The organism is Micromonospora sp. CA-263727, assembly GCF_050942455.1.
GTDB lineage: Bacteria > Actinomycetota > Actinomycetes > Mycobacteriales > Micromonosporaceae > Micromonospora.
The window spans coordinates 78,449-96,409 of the sequence record NZ_CP192031.1; the positions used below are offsets into that span (position 1 = coordinate 78,449).

Here is a 17,961-nt window from a genome sequence, read left to right on the forward strand (position 1 = left end):
GGCAGCCGCACTTCGTAATCGAGGGGTTCCTGTGGTCCCGGCCGGCTAGTCCACTTGTCGTGCGCTTGCCAGAGTGCCGATCTTTTCGACAAGGGCCACGGGTATCAGGAAGGCGATGTCCCACGCCTCGTCGTCGTGTCCGATGAGTACCGTCGCGGTCTCAGGATCTGCGCCCTCCCCGGGAGCACACCAGAAAACCCTGCTGCCGGCGCTTGTTCCAGCCGCGATCGCCCTACGTTCGTCCCACACGGCGGCTCGGACGCCAATGAGCTGGGCCAGATCCTCGAAGGTCGACCAGACGTTTAGTTCCCAATCGTCGCCACCTTGGAGCTTCAGCACCACCTCGTGCGGCGGACCCGCGGCACCGAGTGACATGTCGATGATCGGTTGCATGCGGCGATCGTAAGCCGGGAAGCGGACACTCAGAGCGGCAGCCGAGCTCGCTGGTCTTGGTAGCGGGACTGCGAGAGGTGCGACCACCGCGTGATCATCGGTGACTTGTGGAGACAACTTCAGATCGTGCGGTGGCCGCGTGCCGCAGCGTAGCGGTTGCGCGGTGGAAGCGCGTGCTGACCGAGGTGCTGGGGTGCTTCGCGGGGCGGTTCGGGCGGGTGGATTCAGACGAACCGGCGTCGGTCGAAACGGGGACCCGAACGACGTTCGTTCGCTGCTATGCTGCGGCCTTCATGTGCGTGGGGGGCGCCGTGCAGCGGGGGCTGTCGATCAGGTGCTGCCGCTTCTCCTCACCACCTCCCCCTGTGGTTTCCGAGGAGGAACGGTGGCACGAACCAGTCAACGGCCCGTCATACGGACGGTGCGCGGCTCGGCAGTCCTGAGCATGGCGATGTGCCTCGTCGGCACGCTCGTCGCCGTACCCGGTCCGGCGGTCGCCGCCGCGCCGCAACCGGCGTCGGAGCTGGTGCTGCCCGCCGAGCAGCGGGCCATCCCCCGTGCCACCCGGATCCTCAATGCCGGTACCACCGGTTTCCTCTGGGCGCAGGAGGACGACGACCGTCTGCTCTGGACGGAGTACGCCACCGGCGTGGCCACCGCCCTCGACCAGCGGCTGCCCGAGCCGGTCCGGTACGACATCGACGGCTGGTGGCCGTCGGCCCCGTCGTTCCATCCGGGCTGGTACGGGGCCGGCTCCGACACTGTCGCGGTCTACTCCGCCGAGCCGTCGCCGCGGGTGGCCCTGCTTCAGGGTGCCTCCGGCGGCAGCACCGTGTCGCTGCCCGAGGGACGGTCGTACCAGGGCACCTTCGGCGACACCGTTCTCACCCGCACCGACGATCTGGCGTACCACCTGTTGCGGGCCGGCACCGACACCGCAGTGACCGGGCTGCCCGCCGATGTCATCGAGGTCTCCGTCGAGGATGGCGACAACCGATCCGTCCTGCTCCGCTACCGCACAGGTGACCCGTCGGACCACTGGGGGCACTGGGGTCTGATCGACCTGGCCGCCGCGACATTCACGGCACTGCCCGACCGGCCGGATCCGGACAACGGCTGGGAGGTGAGTGGCTTCCGGCTCGCCGCCGAGGCGGTGCTGCGGCTGCGCAGCGGTCGCGGCAAGCTGGACGTCCTCGACCGCAGCGACCCGTCGGCGCAGCCGTACACCATCGACACGGGCTTCTTCACCTACGAGGCCACGCACGGCATCGTCGGCTCCCATGTGCTCTCCATCGAGCCGGTCTGGCCGGGTAACAGCATCTACCGTGGGCAGCCGCTCTGGGCCCAGTCGGTCGACGCGCCCGAGCACCGCCAGGCCACGGTCATGAGGCCCGCCGCGCACCAGATCGTCCAGGCTCCGGACGGCTCCGCGCTGGTCGCGGGCGCGCATCAGTACGTCGATCAGGGTGACCTGGATTGGGGGATCTACCGGATCACGCAGGCCGCCGACGGCTCGGTCGAGCGCCACCGGGTCACGCCGGTGCAACCGATGCCGGCGCAGATCCACGGGCTCGCCCTCGGCAGCGGCATCCTCAGCACCGCCGACAACAGCACCGTGTACGCCCCGAGCAGCGCCATCGGTGTGTACCGCAGCACCTGGCTGACCACGCCCGCCGACGGCGGCGCACCGGCCGTCGAGCGCGCCACCCTGGACGCGCCGGTCGACAGCAATGACGGCTCCTGTTCCAAGTACAACAACCCGCGCTGCATCCCGATGTTCGCCGACGGTACCGGCTATCACGGCCGTGAGTCGTCCACCGCCAGCCGGCTGATGATGCTGTACGCCAACGGCGCCAACGGCTGGGGCCCGACCATCGACCCGAGGGCCTCCTCGATACCGAGCCTCGCCGACCTGTCCGGGCGGTACACGGTGATCAACGACGGCACCCGGAGCATGCAGCAGATCGGCGAGTTCCGGTACGGGGCGGATGGCGTCGTGCTGCAACGGCGGGAGTTCGTCGGTGCCGCCGTCTGGGGCTCGACGCTGTGGAGTGGCTCGGCCGCCTCCGGCGAGGTGACGGCCACCCAACTGCCCGCCGGCGCCACGCTGGAGAGCTTCACCACCAGCAATGGTTGCGCCGCCACCCAACTCCAGGCCGTCGGCCGCTGGGTGCACTGGGTCTGCGTGGACGACTGGAACGACACGCGTGGCTCGGGCGTCTACGACCGGACGACCAAACGCCACATCGCCGCCCCGGCGCGCGACGTCCTGCTCGGCGACGGCTACCTCGTCGAGCAGGTGGGCGGGCCGAACGGCGGGCTGCGCCTGATCGACCTGCACGGCGAGCGGCCCGCCCGGATGCTGGTCGGCGCGGACGACCTCGACCCGGACGGCGGCCCGCGCACCACCTGGACGGTGGACCGGTTCGGCGGCGGCGTCGCCTACGTCGACCGGCAGCAGCGGGTCCATATCGTGCGGACCGGGATCCCGGCCTCCGGGCTGAGTGTCATCGACTCCACGGTCGCCAACGCCGCCGCGAACTGGTCCGGCGCCTGGTGGCTGTCGAAGCCGGCCGCGTCCTGGCAGCTGACCTTCCGTGACGCGGCCGGCGCCACGATCCGTACGCTCTCCGGCTCGTCGGCCCGGGGCCTGCTGCGGGCCTCGTGGGACGGCAGGGACTCCGCCGGCAAGGCCGTCGCCGACGGCACCTTCACCTGGACGCTGACCGCCCAGCCCGCGGACGGCGTGGGCAGCGTCCTGAGCGTCGCCGGCCCGCCGGTCCCCGCGCCGCCCGCTCAGCTGAAGGCGACGAAGACGCCGTCGATCTCGGGCACCCTCGCCGTCGGTTCCACGGTGAAGGCGGTACCCGGCACGTGGAGCCCGGCGGCCACCTCGTACGCGTACCAGTGGTCGGCGAACGGGACCGCGATCAAGGGTGCGACCAGCACGTCCCTGAAGATCACGGCGTCGGTGGTGGGCAAGCGGCTCACCGTCAAGGTGACCGCGAAGCGCAGCGGCCACCCGTCCGGCGTCGCGACCTCGGCGGCATCGGCCAAGATCGCCAAGGGCAAGGCGCCGAAGGCGACGAAGAAGCCGACGATCAGCGGCACCGCGAAGGTGGGCCGGACGGTCAAGGCCCTGGTCGGCACTTGGTCGCCGAAGGCCGACTCCTACCGGTACGAGTGGCGGCTCAACGGCAAGGTGATCAAGGGGGCGACGGCCAAGACGCTGAAGCTGACGTCCTCGATGCGTAACAAGAAGCTCACGGTGACCGTGATCGCCCGCAAGTCGGGCCACGTGGACGGCAAGGCGACCAGCAAGGCGGTGACCGTACGCCGCTGAACCGAGGCCCTGAAGCAGCAGCGCGGATGCGAAGCAGTCACTGACGGGGGGGCGTACTCGCGCCCCCGCCGCAAAGCCATTGGCGGGTGGGCCACTCGTCCGTGATCGCGCGTATTGCGAGCAATATGGAGGGTGGGCTTCGGCGCTCGGCGTCGACCACTACTGTCGGGACGCCGCAGCCGTCGAAGCGGTGTGTGACGCTCCGAGCGGTGCTGAACGGGGAGGCGTCTTGTCGTCGTACGGATCCAGCAGCAGCCGATGGGACGACCCGGCCAAGGGTCTTGCCCGACTTGCCACGTCGATGCGGTCGTTCCAACGCGTGGTGCGCTCCGCGACCCGGGCGGAGGGCCACTACCAGGGCAGCGACGCCCGAGGCGTGGTGACCATGGCGGCGGACAGCGCGGGCCGGGTGGAGTCGGTCGACATCAACCGTGAATGGTTCGCTCGCCAACCGGCCGCCAGCCTCGGGCCGGCGCTGTTCGAGGCGTACCAGGCGGTGCTGACCGAGGTGCTCAACGCCAGCGTCGAGCGCATGGAGGCCGCCGAGGAGGCCGAAGCCCACCGGCACGAGCCGGTCGCCGACCAGCCGGGCAGGTCGACGGATATCGGCGTACGGTCGACCGCTCCCCTGCCGACCTTCGCCGACGTCCAGGCCGCGCTGCGCGACCTGGAGGAACGCCAGTACGAGCGGGAATCCCGGCGGAAACGCCGGCTCGCCGAGGCTTCCACGGAGCAGGTGGTGCACGGGCCGAGCCGGATGGTCTCGGTCACCGTGCGCGGCGGGGAACCCGCCGAGATCACCGTGGCCAACGGCGTACGCCGGGACCGCGTTGCCGACCTGGCGCAGGACGTCGTTCTCGCGTTGCGCGCGGTGCGTGAGCGCGCCACAGGGCACAACCCGAGCACCGGGAGGTGAGATGCCGGAGAACAAGGAAGACCTCAGGGTCATGCTCGGCGCCTTCGAGGGGGAGGCGCAGAAGTGGGAGGAACTCGCCGATCTGATGGCGAGCCTGCGTGGCACCGTCGACGGGCTCTGGCTCAACTGGCCCGCGTTCTTCTGCGGCAATCCGGCCAGCGCCATGTCGCTCTCGGAGTCGTACAACGAGATCCATGGGCTGGTGGCCACGCTCATGACCGATGCGGAGGCGGAGTTCACGCAGCTCGCCGAGGCGCTACGGATCGCGCGGGACCTGTACCAGGAGGGCGAGGACATGACCGCCGCCGACTTCGTGAGAATCTACGGGGAGTAGTCGTGGGCCGACAGGGGGGAGCCTCCGATGGCTCCGGGTACTGACAGCGCCACCGCCGAGCGCACCTTGCAGGAGGCGATCGACAAGCTGACCACCGAGGTCGACCGGCTGGATCCGGAGTACCGCGGATTGATCAACGCGATCAACAGCGCGTTGCGGACAGCCTCGTTCGTCTCTCCGCTCGGCGCCTTTCTGTTCAGCAGGAAGGTGCAGAGCGAGGTCGACCGGCTGCACGGCAAGCTGAGCGAGATGGCCACGGAGATCGGTAAGTTCCTGGCCGCCTCCACACCGGTGTTCTCGTTGATCAACCGGGGCTTCGGCTGGACCGAGCAGGTCCTGCCGAAGGTCAGCGGTGCGGTGGGCGTGGCGCGCGACATCCGCCCCAACGCGCTGCACCACTGGGGTGGCGAGGCGGGTCGCGCGTACATGGAGAAGCGGTGGGGCCAGGAGAAAGGGCTCCAGGGCACGACCAACGTCGTCAAGGACGTCGGGCCATGGCTCGTCGGCGTCGCCGCGCTCAACGCCAAGTTCCTCGCCGACATCACCCAGCCGGTCATCGACCTCGTCGAGGCGATCATCGAGGCCGCCATCGAGATCGCGACGGTCTTCGGTGTCCTTGAGGCGATCGACACGGTCGCGGCGGCGATCGCCGACTGCATCGGGGCCGTCCTGGAGATTCTCAAGGAAGCCACCAAGCACATGTTCGACAGCCTGTCGATGCTCGCCGAGGCCCGGGTCATCCTGAACAACAACGATCTTTTCCCCGCTGGACAGTGGCCACAGGCCGTCAACCGGTAAGGACGTTGCATTGGGGTTCCGGACAGCGAGGCCGATCCGCCTCGCGATGGCCGCCGTGGTCGCGGTCGTGACACCGCTGCTGGCCACTCCGGCCGCCGCCGAGCCGCTCCGCGACCAGCAGTGGTACCTGGACCGGATCGGCATCCGCCAGGCGCACGCCGCGGTGGAGGGTGACGGTGTGCTGGTCGGTATGTTCCTCTCCTCGGTCGACGCCGGTCACCCCGATCTCGGCGGGCAGGTTCGGCCCGGCCGGTACGTCGGCTCCGGTGGCGAGGTGAAGGAACGTCCGGCGGAGCTCGACACCGCCGCCGGGCGCGACGTGGACACCGCGCTGGCCGGCCTGGTGGTGGCGCGCGGCGGCGACGGCGTCCTCGGTGTCGCTCCACGGGCCCAGATCCAGCCGATCAGCGGACCGGTCGGCGAGGAGAAGGTGTCGCAGGCGCTGCGCTGGTTGGTCGACCAGGGCGCGCAGGTCATCGACATGTCCGGCGGGTTCACCGTGGACGGCGACGTCGAGTCCATCGACGGCGTACGGTACGCGCTGGCCCAAGACGTCGTGGTCATCATGGATGCCCGGCGGGCCGACCGCCTGCCCGGGTCGGCGAGCACCGGTGTGCTGGTGGTCGGCGGCATCACCGCGAAGGACGAGCGCGACGGCGCGGCGTCGTTCGACAGCCGGATCGACCTCTCCGCGCCGGGCGCGACACTCGGTCTGGTCGGGCTCGCCGCCGGGCCGTCACCCGATCGGCGGTACGCGCCGATCGCCGCGCAGGGCGACATGCAGGCATCCGCCATCGTCGCTGGCGTGGCGGCGCTGGTCCGGGCGAGGCATCCGCAACTCAACGCCGCGTCGGTGATCGACCGGCTGCTCGGTACTGCTCAGGATCTCGGGCCGGCCGGCCCGGACCGCACCTTCGGTGCCGGCGTGGTCGACGCGGCGGCGGCGGTGACGACGGAGCGTCCGGTGGTGGTCGAGAACCCGCTCGGTGATCCGGGTCCGCCGAGCGTCGGTCTCCTCGACCGGGTCGGCGGCGTCGCCCTGCTGGCCGGTGCGCTGTGCTGCCTCGTCGCGGTGCTCGCCGCCGTCGGGGTTGCCCTGTCGGTGGCCCGTCGACGCCGTCGCTGAGGTCGGCGTTCAGCCTCGGGCGATGCGCCGCATGCAGGTCACGTGACCGCTCACATCCACGGTCACCACCTCCCAGCCACGGGTTTCCAGGAACTCCACAGCGGAGAGCATCTCGTCGGGCGGCCCGTTGTTGCCGGTCTTGAACCGGTACGTGGACCGGGCGGAGAACACCGAGGAGAGCGATGGCGTGATGTAGATGTACCGGAACGGGTAGGCGTCGAGCGACACCCGGCCGGCGAGGATGTCGTCCGCGGCGAAGATCCGGGGCGGGCGCGGCTGCATTGACCCACTATGTAGCACGCCGGCCCGCCCTGCCATCCCGGCCGCCGGACCGGCGGTGACCTCCGCACCGGGCCGGTCCGGGGGCAGCCGCGTCAGGTGCCGACGTAGGCCGCGAGGTGCTCGCCGGTGAGGGTGGAGCGGGCGGCGACCAGGTCGGTCGGGATGCCCTCGAAGACGATCCGCCCGCCGTCGTGGCCGGCGCCGGGGCCCAGATCGATGATCCAGTCGGCGTGCGCCATGACCGCTTGGTGGTGTTCGACGACGATCACCGACTTGCCGGCGTCGACGAGCTGGTCGAGCAGGCCGAGCAGGTGTTGGACGTCGGCGAGGTGCAGCCCGGTGGTCGGTTCGTCGAGGACGTAGACGCCGCCCTTCTCCGCCATGTGGGTGGCCAGCTTGAGCCGCTGCCGCTCGCCGCCGGAGAGCGTGGTGAGCGGCTGGCCGAGGGTGAGGTAGCCGAGCCCGACGTCGGCGAGCCGGCCGAGGATGGCGTGTGCGGCCGGGGTGCGCGCCTCGCCGTCGCCGAAGAACTCCTGGGCCTCGGCCACCGACATCGCGAGCACCTCGCTGATGTCACGGCCGCCGAGGTGGTACTCCAGCACCGACGCCTGGAACCGCTTCCCCTCGCACTCCTCGCAGGTGATGGCCATGCCGGCCATGATCCCCAGGTCGGTGTAGATGACGCCGGCACCGTTGCAGTTGGGGCAGGCACCCTCGGAGTTCGAGCTGAACAGCGCCGGCTTCACCCCGTTGGCCTTCGCGAACGCCTTGCGGATCGGATCCAACAGCCCGGAGTACGTGGCCGGGTTGCTCCGTCGGGAGCCGCGGATCGGGGTCTGGTCGATGGACACCACACCCGCGCCGGCCGGGATCGATCCGTGCACGAGCGAGCTCTTGCCGGAGCCGGCGACGCCGGTGACCACGACCAGCACCCCGAGCGGGATGTCGACATCGACCTTGCGCAGGTTGTGCGTTGTCGCGCCACGGATCTCCAGCGCGCCGGTGGGCGTCCGTACCCTCTCCTTGACGGCGGCCCGGTCATCCAGATGGCGGCCGGTGATGGTGCCGCTGGCCCGCAGCCCCTCGACGGTGCCCTCGAAGCAGACGGTGCCACCGCCCGTACCGGCGCCGGGGCCGAGGTCGACGACGTGGTCGGCGATCGCGATCGTCTCCGGCTCGTGCTCCACGACGAGCACCGTGTTGCCCTTGTCCCGCAGCCGCAGCAGCAGGTCGTTCATCCGCTGGATGTCGTGGGGGTGCAGCCCGGTGGTGGGCTCGTCGAAGACGTAGGTGGCGTCGGTGAGCGAGGAGCCGAGGTGACGGATCATCTTGGTGCGCTGCGCCTCGCCGCCGGAGAGCGTGCCCGACGGCCGGTCGAGCGAGAGGTAACCCAGCCCGATCTCCACGAACGAATCGAGAGTACGCGCCAGCGCGGCGAGCAGCGGCGCGACCGACGGCTCGTCGAGCCGGCGGACCCATTCGGCCAGGTCGCTGATCTGCATCGCGCAGGCGTCGGCGATGCTGATGCCCTTGATCTTCGACGACCTGGCCGCCTCGCTGAGCCGGGTGCCGCCGCACTCGGGGCAGGTGGTGAACGTCACCGCCCGCTCCACGAAGGCCCGGATGTGCGGCTGCATCGACTCCTTGTCCTTCGACAGGAACGACTTCTGGATCTTTGGGATCAGCCCCTCGTAGGTGAGGTTCACACCCTCGACCTTCACCTTGGTCGGCTCCCGGTAGAGGAAGTCCTGCATCTCCTGCTTGGTGAACTTGCGGATCGGCTTGTTCGGGTCGAGAAGGCCCGACTCGGCGTAGATCCGCACCGTCCACCAACTGTCCGACTTCCAGCCGGGGATGGTGAACGCGCCCTCGGCGATCGACTTGGAGTCGTCGTAGAGCTGACTGAGGTCGATGTCGGAGACCGACCCCCGGCCCTCGCAGCGCGGGCACATCCCGCCGGTGCGGGTGAAGGTCTGTCGCACGGTCTTGGCCGCGCCGCGCTCGACCGTGATCGCGCCGCTCGCGCGGACCGAGGCCACGTTGAAGGAGTACGCGTTGGGCGAACCGATATGCGGCTTCCCGAGTCGGCTGAAGAGGATGCGCAGCATCGCGTTGGCGTCGGTGGCGGTGCCGACCGTGGAGCGGGGGTCGGTGCCCATCCGCTGCTGGTCGACGATGATCGCGGTGGTCAGCCCGTCGAGCACGTCGACCTCGGGGCGCGCAAGCGTCGGCATGAAGCCCTGCACGAAGGCGCTGTAGGTTTCGTTGATCAGCCGCTGCGACTCCGCGGCGATCGTGCCGAACACCAGAGAACTCTTGCCCGAGCCGGAGACGCCGGTGAACACCGTCAGCCGGCGCTTCGGAAGCTCAATGCTGACGTCCTTGAGGTTGTTCTCGCGCGCGCCGTGCACCCGGATCAGATCATGGCTGTCGGCAACGTGCGGCGCGGGTGACCGCGTGTCCGTCCTCGTCCCCTTGCTCATCGTGTCTCCATCTGTCGGGCGGGTACTTGCCGAGCGCGGATCGCCCTGGCGGCCCACTCTATTGCGCCCCTGTGACCTGCACTTCTTGAATCCTGACCGGTCCGTCAACGGGCGGCCGGCCCGGTGGAGCGGACCTTAGCCTCGGGTGCGTTCGAGGCCGTCGAAGAGCAGGTCGAGGGTGAACTCGAACTCGACCTGGCTGTCACACCAGCCGAGCGTGGGATCGGCGGCGTCATGCACCTCGGCGGCCACCATCGCGGTCAGGTGGGGCAGCGCCTCGGCCATCGCGGCCAGTTCCGCCTCGGCGCTTTCGACATCGGTCTCCCCGCCCGCGGACGCCGGCCGGAACACCTCCTGGGCGAACCCGAGCGCCAGGCTGCCGAACGCGTGCAGTGCCCGGTGGGCGATCCGGTAGGAGAACCCACCGTCGAGCAGGGTGGCGATGATCGCGTCGTAGTAGGTGTACACCCCGACGGGGACGTTCGGTCGTGAGCTGAGCAGCCCGGGCGCCCACGGGTGGCGCAGCATCACCGTGCGGGCCGCGAGGAAGCGCTGCCCCAGTCGCGTACGCCAGTCTCCGTCGGCCGTGGTCGCCTCGGTGTGGCCGGCAGCGGTCTCGATCTCCGCGATGACGGTCTCCACGAGGCCGTCGAGCAGTCCCTCCTTGCCGGGCAGATGGTAGTAGAGCGACATCGCCTCGACGCCGAGTTCGGCGGCGAGGCGGCGCATGGTCAGCGCCGCCAACCCCTCCGTGTCCACCAGCGCGATCGCCGCGGCCAGCGCGCGGTCGCGGCTCAGCGGCTCCCGAGGGTTCTTCGCTCCCATCCGGCTTCCCATCTTCCTTTACCTTACATCGTATGGTTGCCTTACGTCGTAAGGCACCGCGTACTTCGGTCCCGTCGAGGGACGGCGGGCGACGCGCAATCGAAGGAGAGCCACCATGCACCCGCTGATCCGTACCGCCCGCGCGACCGGGCTGCTGTACCTCAGTCTGGCCATCACCGGCGGGCTGGGCTTCCTGATCATCCGTCCACGGCTCTTCGCCGCCGGTGATGCCGACGCCACCCTCGCCCACCTGGTCGAGCAGGAGTCCCTCGCGCGCATCGCGATCGCCCTCGAACTGCTCGTCGTCCTCACCCAGACGCTCACCGCCGTCTGGTTCTACCGCCTGTTCCGTACCGTCGACGCCACCGCCGCCGGCGGCATCGCCGCATTCGGACTGGTCAACGCCGTCGCGATCCTGGTCAGCGCCGCCCTGCTCGCCACCGCGACCCAGGTGGCGGTCGACCCGCTCGGCGACGCCGCCAACACCGTCCAACTGCTGTACCTGGTCAGCGGCAACCTCTGGACCGCGGGCGGCCTCTTCTTCGGCCTCTGGCTCGTCCCGATGGGCTGGTGCGTACTCCGGTCGGGATGGCTGCCCCGGGCGCTCGGCTGGATCCTCGTCGCCGGCGGCGTCTGCTACGTGCTCAGCGCCTTCGTCACGTACCTCGCCCCCGGGGCGGGAATCGTCGGCGACCTCCTCGTCGCCCCCGCCTCCGTGGGCGAGTTCTGGATACTCGGCTACCTGATCATCTGGGGCCTCCGACGGCAGGCCCTACCGGAGGACACCGGGTCACCGCGTCGAGTCGTTGATCCGGTTGTGCCCGTCACCCGCCGGTGAGCACGGTGGGGACGCCGACCGTTCCGGGAGGGACGCCGATGACCAGTGAACGCGAGACCGTCGAGGTCGATCCCGCGCTGTTCCAAGCCGTCTACGACTCGCCCGCCTCGCTGCCGGGCCGACATCGCTGGACCACGCCCGAGTCCGACGTACGGCGGATCGAGAAGCTGCTCGGCATGCCGCCACGCACCATCGGCGCGCCGCTCTGGGTCAGCGGCGACCAGCCGGACTGCCCGAAGTGCGGACGACGGATCACCTGGTACGACATCGTCTCGTCCGCGCTGAAGGGCGTGCACGACCCGATGATGATCGCGACGGTGATCCTCGGTGACCGCCGGTACGTCAACACCGGCCTACCCGCCGCCATCCCCGGCGTACGCTGCGCCGACTGTCGCTCGCCGATCGAGGGACTGCGCAGCTTCAAGTGCCACAACTGGGCGTACGCCTTCGAGGAACTGACGGCCGTACGGCAGCGCATGTCCGGCGGATCAGCCCTCGGCGCCCAGGGCGAGCCGGTGCCGCCGCCCGGAGCACCCGTCGAGTGACACCTCGCCGGCCGGGCCGATCCCGGCGCGCCGGAGCACCGCCACCGCGCACCGCTCGAACTGTTAATAAGGGTCCCTTCCTCTACCGGAGGCGTTAACAGGGGGCCCTTCCTTACCAGAGCAGTAGGAGGGTGGCGAGGATCAGGTAGGGGCCGAATGGCAGGTGACTCGACCAGCGGGCCCGACGGGTGATCAGCAGCCCTGAGGCAACCAGGCCGGAGAGGGTCAGCGCGAGGAACAGCCCGAGCAGCGGCACCGTCCAGCCGTACCAGCCGAGCAGCATGCCGGCGCTCAGCGCCAGCTTGGCGTCGCCGATACCGAAGCCCCGCGCGCCGAGCAGCAGGGTGGTGCCGGCGAAGAAGAGCGCCAGCCCGAGGCCGGCCGCGGTGGCGCGCAGCCACGGTGCCGGGCCGGCACCGGCGAGCGCGGCCAGTCCGAGCAGCAGCCAGGTGCCGGCGGCGGCCGGCCAGGTGAGCCGGTCGGGCAGCCGGTGCACGGCGACGTCGATGAAGAGCAGCGGCACCGCGAAGGCCAGCCACCAGGCGGCGGCGAGCAGTTCGACGGCGGGTGGGCGGGCCAGCAGCAGGACGAGCACGGCCGCGGCGGTGGCCAGTTCTACGGTGGCCGGCGGCGCGCCGACTCGGGCCCGGCAGTTGCCGCAGCGGGCCGCCGGACCGAGCACCGGCCAGGGGTGATCCAGCCCGATCGGAGCGCCGCAGGCGTCGCATCCGCTCCGGCGATCGGTTCCCGGCGGTACGGCGTGCCGGGCGACGGCGTACCGCAGCAGTGGGGTGACCGCCAGGATGGCCAGCGGTCGCTGCCCGCGTCGACGGGTGGGGACGGCGGACTCCTGCGGCGCAGTGTCGATCCGGCTCCCGCCGGCCGCCGGTCCGGCGGCGTTCGGCCGGGTCATGCCGGCTCTCCAACGATGAGAGCAAACACGGAACGTAGTCTGTCCAGTCGGTTTTGGTGGCGGTCCGAAGGTCCCGGCACGGATCCCCGCTCGACGGCCACCCGCCGACGGAAATGCACCGGGGGAAGCGATGGAATTCCCATAGAAAGCAATTGGCGTCGAACCCTGACCGATTTTCCGGGGGACGGATCGGGCGACATGCCATTTCCCACCACATCATGACCGCCTCGCCGGAAGCCCGCCCCGAGACCGATCACCTCACCCCGCCCGCCGCCCCGGCCCCACGCCCGCACGGCACCGACAGGTGCCCGCAACGCCCCGGTAACCATCCGCCACCACCACCATTCCTAACTCAGAGTGATCGCATGAATTGCCTCTGTTGCATCGGCCGGCGTCAGCCTATGCTCGCCCCTTGGATGTGAGGAAACCCACGTCCGATGGCCACAACCACCCCGAGGCAGCGCATTTGTAAAGGTCCACAAGTGTAAATGCAGCAGCGCATTGGAGAGGACCGGAGACCGCCTTCCGGTCGCGCTGCCGCACGCCCGGAATCGTCGGCAACGGCGATTGCCGGGTCGGCACCGAGGAGGGCACGAGGGTGCGAACACGGCAGCTGAGCCGCTGGACGGCCGGCCTGGTCGCGGTGGCCGCAGTCGGTACGACCACCGCCTGCGGCGGCGCGCCGGAGGCGGCCACCCCGACAGCGGCCGATCGGAAAGAGCCCGCCAGCGCCCGGCGAGACGTCGACCAGCAGACGGCGGAGCAGGCAGCGCTGACGGCGTACTCCGGCTACCTGACCGCCTCCCGTAGGGCGGGACGACACAGCGATCCACAGCACCCCGAGTTGACCCGGTTCCTCGCCGACCCGCTGCTGACCCGGGTCCGGCTGAGCCTGCGGCAGGCCCGCGAGCACGGTGCCGTCAGCACCGGCACGCTGCGCTCCGAGCCCACCGTCACCTCGGTGAACCTGGACGCGAACCCGCCCACCGTGGAGATCCAGGACTGTCTCGACGCCACCGGCTACCGGATGGTCTACGTCGCCAACGATCGGGTGGTGCCCGGCACCCGTGGCTCCCGCCACCTGGCCACCGCGACGGCCACCCGCTACCCCGACGGCCGCTGGCTGATCAGCACCGGCGCGGCCCACCAGGACCAGCCATGCTGACCCGGGGCGCAGCGCCGACCGACCACCGCGCCGATCACTCCCGCGACCGGGCCCGCCCTTCGCCCGGCCGGCCGCGCCGGACCGGCCGGCCGCCGGCCACGACCGCCCGCCGGGCGCTGCTCGGCGCCGCGCTCGCGCTGCTGCTGGCGACCGGTCCGGCGGTGCCGGCGACCGCCGCCGACCCCGGCGCCGAGTGCCCACCCGCCCAGCCGAACTGCAGCGTCTGGGACGACGACCCCGGCACCCCCGGTGGTGGTGGCAACGGTGGCAACAACGGCGGTGACAACGGGGGCGGGGGCGGCGGGGGCGTCTGCCAGTGGAACGGACGCACCATCCCCTGCTACGACGACGTGCTGGGCTGGTTCAACAGCAACGACGGCTGCTACTACAAGCTCGCCGAGCCACAGCCAGAGGCGCCCGAGGGCTGGCAGTGGTACCTGCGTACCTGCTACGGCGGCGAGGTGGGCTTCCAGGAGGCACAACTGCGGGAGACGCCGCCACCGGGCTTCGGCGCTCCGCCGGACCCGGAGGAGTTGGCCCGCCGGGCGCTAGCCTCGATCAGCCTGCTCGCGCCCCGAGCCGCCGTCGCACCGCGCAAGCGCATCGGACCTGGCCTGGTCGGCCTGCCGGTCTGGATGTGGGCCGAGCGGGGCGCCAACCAGTTCGGCCCGCTGAGCGCCTCCGCCTCGGACCGCGGTCTGACCGTGACGATCCGGGCCGAGGTCGACCGGATCGTCTGGAACATGGGCAACGGCATCCGGGTCACCTGCACCGGCCCCGGCACCGAGTACGAATCCACCGGCCGGTACGCCGGTCGGCGCTCCCCCGACTGCGGCTACCACACCGGCTATCCGAAGGCCGGCACGTACCGGGTGCAGGCGACCACCCACTGGTCGGTGCGGTGGAGCAGCAGCAGCGGCCAGAGCGATTCCATCCCCGGCATCACCCGTACCACCGACCCGGTGGAGATCCAGATCAACGAGCTTCAGGTGGTGACCCGATGAGCGTGGCGACCCGAGACGGAACCCCTCCGGTGGACGCGCCGGTCGCGCCACCCCGGGTGGTCCGGCAACGCCGGGTCCGCCCCGGGTTGCTCGGCCTGGCCGTTCTGCTGATCGCCCTCGGCGGGCTGGGTTCGGCGTTCGCGGTCACCTCGGTCCGGGCCACCGGCAGCTACCTGGCGGTGGCCCGGCCGGTCGAGGTCGGCACCGTGGTCAGCGCCAACGACCTGGTGTCGGTGCAGGTGGCCGGCGGGCAGGGGCTCGACCCGGTGCCGGTCGACCGGCTCGCCGACGTGGTCGGCATGCGGGCCGCCGTCTCGCTCGCCCCGGGAACGCTGCTGACCATGGCGCAGCTCACCGACGAGCCGCTGCTCGGCCCCGGGCAGCAGCAGCTCGCCCTCGGGCTGAGAACGGCCCAGGTGCCCGCACCGAAGCTCCGCCCCGGCGACGAGGTCCTGCTGGTCAGCACCCCGAGCAACGACAACGGCGGCAGCTCCTCGTCCAGTGCCACCCGGTTCACCGCCACCGTCACCGACGCCGTCAGCACCGATGGCCGGGACGAGGTGGTGGTCTACCTGGCACTGGCCGTCCGGGACGTACCGGCGGTGGTGGCGTTGGCCGCGCAGGACCGGATCGCGGTCGTGCTGACCCGGGCGGCCTGAGCATGGCGATCATCGCGATGGTCTCCGCCAAGGGCTCGCCGGGGGTCACCACCACCGCGCTGGCCTGCGCGTTGAGCTGGCACCGGCGGGTGATCCTGGCCGAGTGCGACCCGGCCGGCGGCTCGGTCCTCGCCGGCTACCTCGGCGGCGCGTTGGACGGCCCACGCGGCATCGGGGAGCTGGCCGTCGGCGAGCTGCGCGACGGCAACCTGGAAACCGCGTTCTGGTCCCAGCTGGTCGACCTGGACGCGCCACGGCGCGAGCGGCTGCTGCTGCCCGGGGTCGTCGACCCGGCCCAGGCCGGCAGCGTCACCCCGCTCTGGCAGCGGTTCGCCGACTTCTTCACCGGGCTGGAACGGGGCGACCCGCCGTACGACGTGATCGTCGACTGTGGCCGGATGCACGTGGTCGGCCCGCCCTGGCCGCTGCTGCGCGCCGCCTCGGTGGTGCTGGTGGTCACCCGGGCGCAGCTGCCCGACCTCTCCGGCACCCGGTCCCTGCTGCAAACCGTCGAACGGGACTTCACCGAGCACCGGGTGGAGCCGGGCGCGCTACGGCTGCTGCTGGTCGGCGGCGGGCACGGCAAGAGCGAGATCAGCAAGGCGCTACGGCTGCCGGTGATCGCCCGGCTGCCGGACGACCCGCGTACCGCGCAGGTGTTGAGTCTGGGCGGCACCGTGCGGGCCGGACGGCCGTTGCTGCGCGCGGCCCGTGAGCTGGAGGTGCCGGTCGGCGCCCTGGTGGAACGGCGGCGGGCCCGGCTGGCGTGGCCGGTGTCCCAGGGGGTGCCCGATGCGATTTGAGCCGGTGTCGTCGGACCCCCGCCGGCAACCGCCGGGGGCGACCTCCACCGCCCCGCCGCTGCCACCGGTCAACGGCCACCATCCGGCGCCGCCGGTCGTGACGCTGCCACCAGAACCGCCGCCCCGGGCGCGGGTGGACTTCCAGGTGGTCCGCGAGCTGCGGCGGGAGCTGAGCGAACGGCTCACCCGGTGGCAGCGCGGCCGGGAGTTCAGCGTCGACGAGGAGGACACCGAGCGGGCCCGGCTCGCCGTGCTGCTGGTCGCCGAGTACGCCGACTCGGTGCGTCGCGCCGGCACGCCGATGGCCGCCGGTGAGGAACGGCTGCTGCTCGACCAGGTCACCGCCGAGCTGGCGGGCCTCGGCCGGCTACAGACGCTGCTCGTCGACGACACCATCGAGGAGGTGCACATCCTCGGCTGCGACCAGGTGCGCATCACCCGGCACGGCGGCGGCGTCGAATGGGCCGACCCCATCGCCGACAGCGACGACGAGCTGGTGGAGATCCTCCAGGCGGCGGCCCGCCGGGCCGGCGCGACCGAGCGCTCGCTCTCCACCTCGAAGCCCACCCTCGACCTGCAACTGCCCGATGGCAGCCGGCTGGCAGCGGTGTTCCTGGTCAGCCACCGCCCGTACGCGGTGATCCGCAAACACAACACCCTCGACGTGACCCTGGACGACCTGGCCGGCAGCCGGGGTGACCTGGACGAGATGATCGATCCGCTGCTACGCGACTTTCTCCGGGCGTCGATGCGGGCCGGGCTGAACATCATGGTCGCCGGGCTGGCCGGTGCCGGGAAGACCACCGTGATCCGGGGCCTGATGAGCGAGATCCCGCCGGACGAGCCGTACGTGCTGCTGGAGGAGAGCCGGGAGTTGCTGCCGGCCCGCCGGACCGGCCGGCACCGGGCGGTGATGAGCTTCGAGGCCCGGGAGGGGCACGGCGAACGCGGTCCGGACGGCCGACCGGCCGGTGAGGTGAGCATCGCCGACCTGATCCCGGTCTCGCTGCGGATGGGCGTACTGCGGATCATCGTCGGCGAGGTGCGGTCCCGGGAGATCGTGCCGATGCTCCAGGCGATGACCACCAGCCGGGGATCGATGTGCACCATCCACGCGCGTACCCCGGCCGGGGTGAGCGAGCGGATCATCGAACTGGCCCTGGCGCACGGCCGGGAGATGACCGTCGACCAGGCCCGCCGGATGGCCGGCAACGCGCTCGACCTCATCGTCTACGTCACCGTCGAGGACGAGACCGCGATCGGCGGGCGCAAGCACCGGTTCGTCTCGCACGTCGAGGAGGTGCTCGGCGTCAGCGAGGGCAGCCGGATCACCACGACGCAGGTGTTCGGCCCGGGGCCGGACGGCCGGGCGGTGCCCCGGCACCTGCCCGAGCGGGTGCGGGAGCAGTTGCTGCGGGTGGGCTACGACGCCCGGCTGCTCAGCCGCTGGATCGAGGCCGGTCAGGGCGCCTGGCGGCGGCCCCGGCAGTCCCGACTCGGTCGGCGGTGAGTCGTGCGCGACGACATCGAGCTG

At 71.2% G+C, this 17,961-nt stretch carries 17 protein-coding genes; 12 read left to right on the forward strand and 5 right to left on the reverse strand.

Annotation, left to right across the window (positions count from 1 at the left end):
- Nucleotides 1-45: 45 nt before the first annotated feature.
- Entirely contained in the window at nucleotides 46-393 is a 348-nt protein-coding gene (locus ACQPYA_RS00360) for a hypothetical protein (protein ID WP_433530640.1), read from the reverse strand.
- Between the two features lie 385 nt (nucleotides 394-778).
- On the opposite strand from ACQPYA_RS00360, the gene ACQPYA_RS00365 reads away from it, so the two are divergent.
- The 5 genes from ACQPYA_RS00365 to ACQPYA_RS00385 all read left to right on the forward strand — a co-directional run bounded on the left by ACQPYA_RS00365 (nucleotide 779) and on the right by ACQPYA_RS00385 (nucleotide 6,910).
- Nucleotides 779-3,736 carry a FlgD immunoglobulin-like domain containing protein gene (locus tag ACQPYA_RS00365; protein WP_433530641.1) on the forward strand — a complete coding sequence of 986 codons (2,958 nt, stop codon included), beginning with the start codon at nucleotides 779-781 and terminating at the stop codon, nucleotides 3,734-3,736.
- Nucleotides 3,737-3,965: 229 nt separating this feature from the next.
- The gene (locus ACQPYA_RS00370; protein WP_433530642.1) at nucleotides 3,966-4,652 is read left to right on the forward strand and encodes a hypothetical protein; all 687 of its coding nucleotides are present in this window, start codon (nucleotides 3,966-3,968) and stop codon (nucleotides 4,650-4,652) included.
- 1 nt (nucleotide 4,653) lies between these two features.
- Nucleotides 4,654-4,986, forward strand: a complete 333-nt coding sequence (locus ACQPYA_RS00375; protein ID WP_433530643.1) for a hypothetical protein — start codon at nucleotides 4,654-4,656, stop codon at nucleotides 4,984-4,986.
- A 27-nt stretch (nucleotides 4,987-5,013) separates the two neighbouring features.
- Nucleotides 5,014-5,784: a hypothetical protein gene (locus ACQPYA_RS00380; RefSeq protein WP_433530644.1), complete on the forward strand. Its 771-nt coding sequence runs from the start codon at nucleotides 5,014-5,016 to the stop codon at nucleotides 5,782-5,784.
- 10 nt (nucleotides 5,785-5,794) lie between these two features.
- Nucleotides 5,795-6,910 carry a S8 family serine peptidase gene (locus ACQPYA_RS00385; RefSeq protein ID WP_433530645.1) on the forward strand — a complete coding sequence of 372 codons (1,116 nt, stop codon included), beginning with the start codon at nucleotides 5,795-5,797 and terminating at the stop codon, nucleotides 6,908-6,910.
- A 9-nt stretch (nucleotides 6,911-6,919) separates the two neighbouring features.
- Here the strand turns inward: ACQPYA_RS00385 and ACQPYA_RS00390 are convergent, their stop codons facing one another.
- The 3 genes from ACQPYA_RS00390 to ACQPYA_RS00400 all read right to left on the reverse strand — a co-directional run bounded on the left by ACQPYA_RS00390 (nucleotide 6,920) and on the right by ACQPYA_RS00400 (nucleotide 10,512).
- A complete protein-coding gene (locus tag ACQPYA_RS00390; protein ID WP_433530646.1) occupies nucleotides 6,920-7,192 on the reverse strand; it encodes a hypothetical protein in 273 nt (90 codons plus the stop codon).
- 92 nt (nucleotides 7,193-7,284) lie between these two features.
- Nucleotides 7,285-9,675: an ATP-binding cassette domain-containing protein gene (locus tag ACQPYA_RS00395; RefSeq protein ID WP_433530647.1), complete on the reverse strand. Its 2,391-nt coding sequence runs from the start codon at nucleotides 9,673-9,675 to the stop codon at nucleotides 7,285-7,287.
- A 135-nt stretch (nucleotides 9,676-9,810) separates the two neighbouring features.
- A complete protein-coding gene (locus tag ACQPYA_RS00400; protein WP_433530648.1) occupies nucleotides 9,811-10,512 on the reverse strand; it encodes a TetR/AcrR family transcriptional regulator in 702 nt (233 codons plus the stop codon).
- Between the two features lie 103 nt (nucleotides 10,513-10,615).
- Between ACQPYA_RS00400 and ACQPYA_RS00405 the strand changes: the two genes are divergently transcribed.
- Complete coding sequence (locus ACQPYA_RS00405; RefSeq protein WP_433530649.1) at nucleotides 10,616-11,338, forward strand: DUF4386 domain-containing protein; 723 nt, start codon at nucleotides 10,616-10,618, stop codon at nucleotides 11,336-11,338.
- Nucleotides 11,339-11,376: 38 nt separating this feature from the next.
- Nucleotides 11,377-11,883 carry a hypothetical protein gene (locus ACQPYA_RS00410; protein WP_433530650.1) on the forward strand — a complete coding sequence of 169 codons (507 nt, stop codon included), beginning with the start codon at nucleotides 11,377-11,379 and terminating at the stop codon, nucleotides 11,881-11,883.
- Nucleotides 11,884-11,995: 112 nt separating this feature from the next.
- On the opposite strand, the gene ACQPYA_RS00415 is transcribed toward ACQPYA_RS00410, so the two are convergent.
- Nucleotides 11,996-12,796 (reverse strand): prepilin peptidase, encoded by an 801-nt coding sequence (locus tag ACQPYA_RS00415; RefSeq protein WP_433530651.1) that lies wholly within the window; start codon nucleotides 12,794-12,796, stop codon nucleotides 11,996-11,998.
- A gap of 598 nt (nucleotides 12,797-13,394) precedes the next feature.
- Here ACQPYA_RS00415 and ACQPYA_RS00420 point away from each other — a divergent pair.
- The 5 genes from ACQPYA_RS00420 to ACQPYA_RS00440 are packed head-to-tail and all read left to right on the forward strand — an operon-like array spanning nucleotide 13,395 to nucleotide 17,937.
- Entirely contained in the window at nucleotides 13,395-13,961 is a 567-nt protein-coding gene (locus ACQPYA_RS00420) for a hypothetical protein (protein ID WP_433530652.1), read from the forward strand.
- A complete protein-coding gene (locus tag ACQPYA_RS00425) occupies nucleotides 13,955-14,965 on the forward strand; it encodes a hypothetical protein (protein WP_433530653.1) in 1,011 nt (336 codons plus the stop codon). The genes ACQPYA_RS00420 and ACQPYA_RS00425 overlap by 7 nt, the downstream gene beginning before the upstream one ends.
- Nucleotides 14,962-15,624 carry an SAF domain-containing protein gene (locus ACQPYA_RS00430; RefSeq protein ID WP_433530654.1) on the forward strand — a complete coding sequence of 221 codons (663 nt, stop codon included), beginning with the start codon at nucleotides 14,962-14,964 and terminating at the stop codon, nucleotides 15,622-15,624. The genes ACQPYA_RS00425 and ACQPYA_RS00430 overlap by 4 nt, the downstream gene beginning before the upstream one ends.
- 2 nt (nucleotides 15,625-15,626) lie before the next feature.
- A complete protein-coding gene (locus ACQPYA_RS00435; protein ID WP_433530655.1) occupies nucleotides 15,627-16,427 on the forward strand; it encodes a ParA family protein in 801 nt (266 codons plus the stop codon).
- Nucleotides 16,417-17,937, forward strand: coding sequence for an ATPase, T2SS/T4P/T4SS family (locus ACQPYA_RS00440; RefSeq protein WP_433530656.1), 1,521 nt, complete (start codon nucleotides 16,417-16,419; stop codon nucleotides 17,935-17,937). Before ACQPYA_RS00435 ends, ACQPYA_RS00440 begins: the two co-directional genes overlap by 11 nt.
- Nucleotides 17,938-17,961 lie beyond the last annotated feature (24 nt).

Excerpts from the sequence above, each read along its gene's own strand:
- ACQPYA_RS00360 (WP_433530640.1), bottom strand. The coding sequence starts at position 393 with ATGCAACCGATCATCGACATGTCACTCGGTGCCGCGGGTCCGCCGCAC.
- ACQPYA_RS00375 (WP_433530643.1), top strand. The coding sequence starts at position 4,654 with ATGCCGGAGAACAAGGAAGACCTCAGGGTCATGCTCGGCGCCTTCGAG.
- ACQPYA_RS00380 (WP_433530644.1), top strand. The coding sequence starts at position 5,014 with ATGGCTCCGGGTACTGACAGCGCCACCGCCGAGCGCACCTTGCAGGAG.
- ACQPYA_RS00390 (WP_433530646.1), bottom strand. The coding sequence starts at position 7,192 with ATGCAGCCGCGCCCGCCCCGGATCTTCGCCGCGGACGACATCCTCGCC.
- ACQPYA_RS00395 (WP_433530647.1), bottom strand. The coding sequence starts at position 9,675 with ATGAGCAAGGGGACGAGGACGGACACGCGGTCACCCGCGCCGCACGTT.
- ACQPYA_RS00400 (WP_433530648.1), bottom strand. The coding sequence starts at position 10,512 with ATGGGAAGCCGGATGGGAGCGAAGAACCCTCGGGAGCCGCTGAGCCGC.
- ACQPYA_RS00405 (WP_433530649.1), top strand. The coding sequence starts at position 10,616 with ATGCACCCGCTGATCCGTACCGCCCGCGCGACCGGGCTGCTGTACCTC.
- ACQPYA_RS00410 (WP_433530650.1), top strand. The coding sequence starts at position 11,377 with ATGACCAGTGAACGCGAGACCGTCGAGGTCGATCCCGCGCTGTTCCAA.
- ACQPYA_RS00415 (WP_433530651.1), bottom strand. The coding sequence starts at position 12,796 with ATGACCCGGCCGAACGCCGCCGGACCGGCGGCCGGCGGGAGCCGGATC.
- ACQPYA_RS00425 (WP_433530653.1), top strand. The coding sequence starts at position 13,955 with ATGCTGACCCGGGGCGCAGCGCCGACCGACCACCGCGCCGATCACTCC.
- ACQPYA_RS00430 (WP_433530654.1), top strand. The coding sequence starts at position 14,962 with ATGAGCGTGGCGACCCGAGACGGAACCCCTCCGGTGGACGCGCCGGTC.
- ACQPYA_RS00435 (WP_433530655.1), top strand. The coding sequence starts at position 15,627 with ATGGCGATCATCGCGATGGTCTCCGCCAAGGGCTCGCCGGGGGTCACC.
- ACQPYA_RS00440 (WP_433530656.1), top strand. The coding sequence starts at position 16,417 with ATGCGATTTGAGCCGGTGTCGTCGGACCCCCGCCGGCAACCGCCGGGG.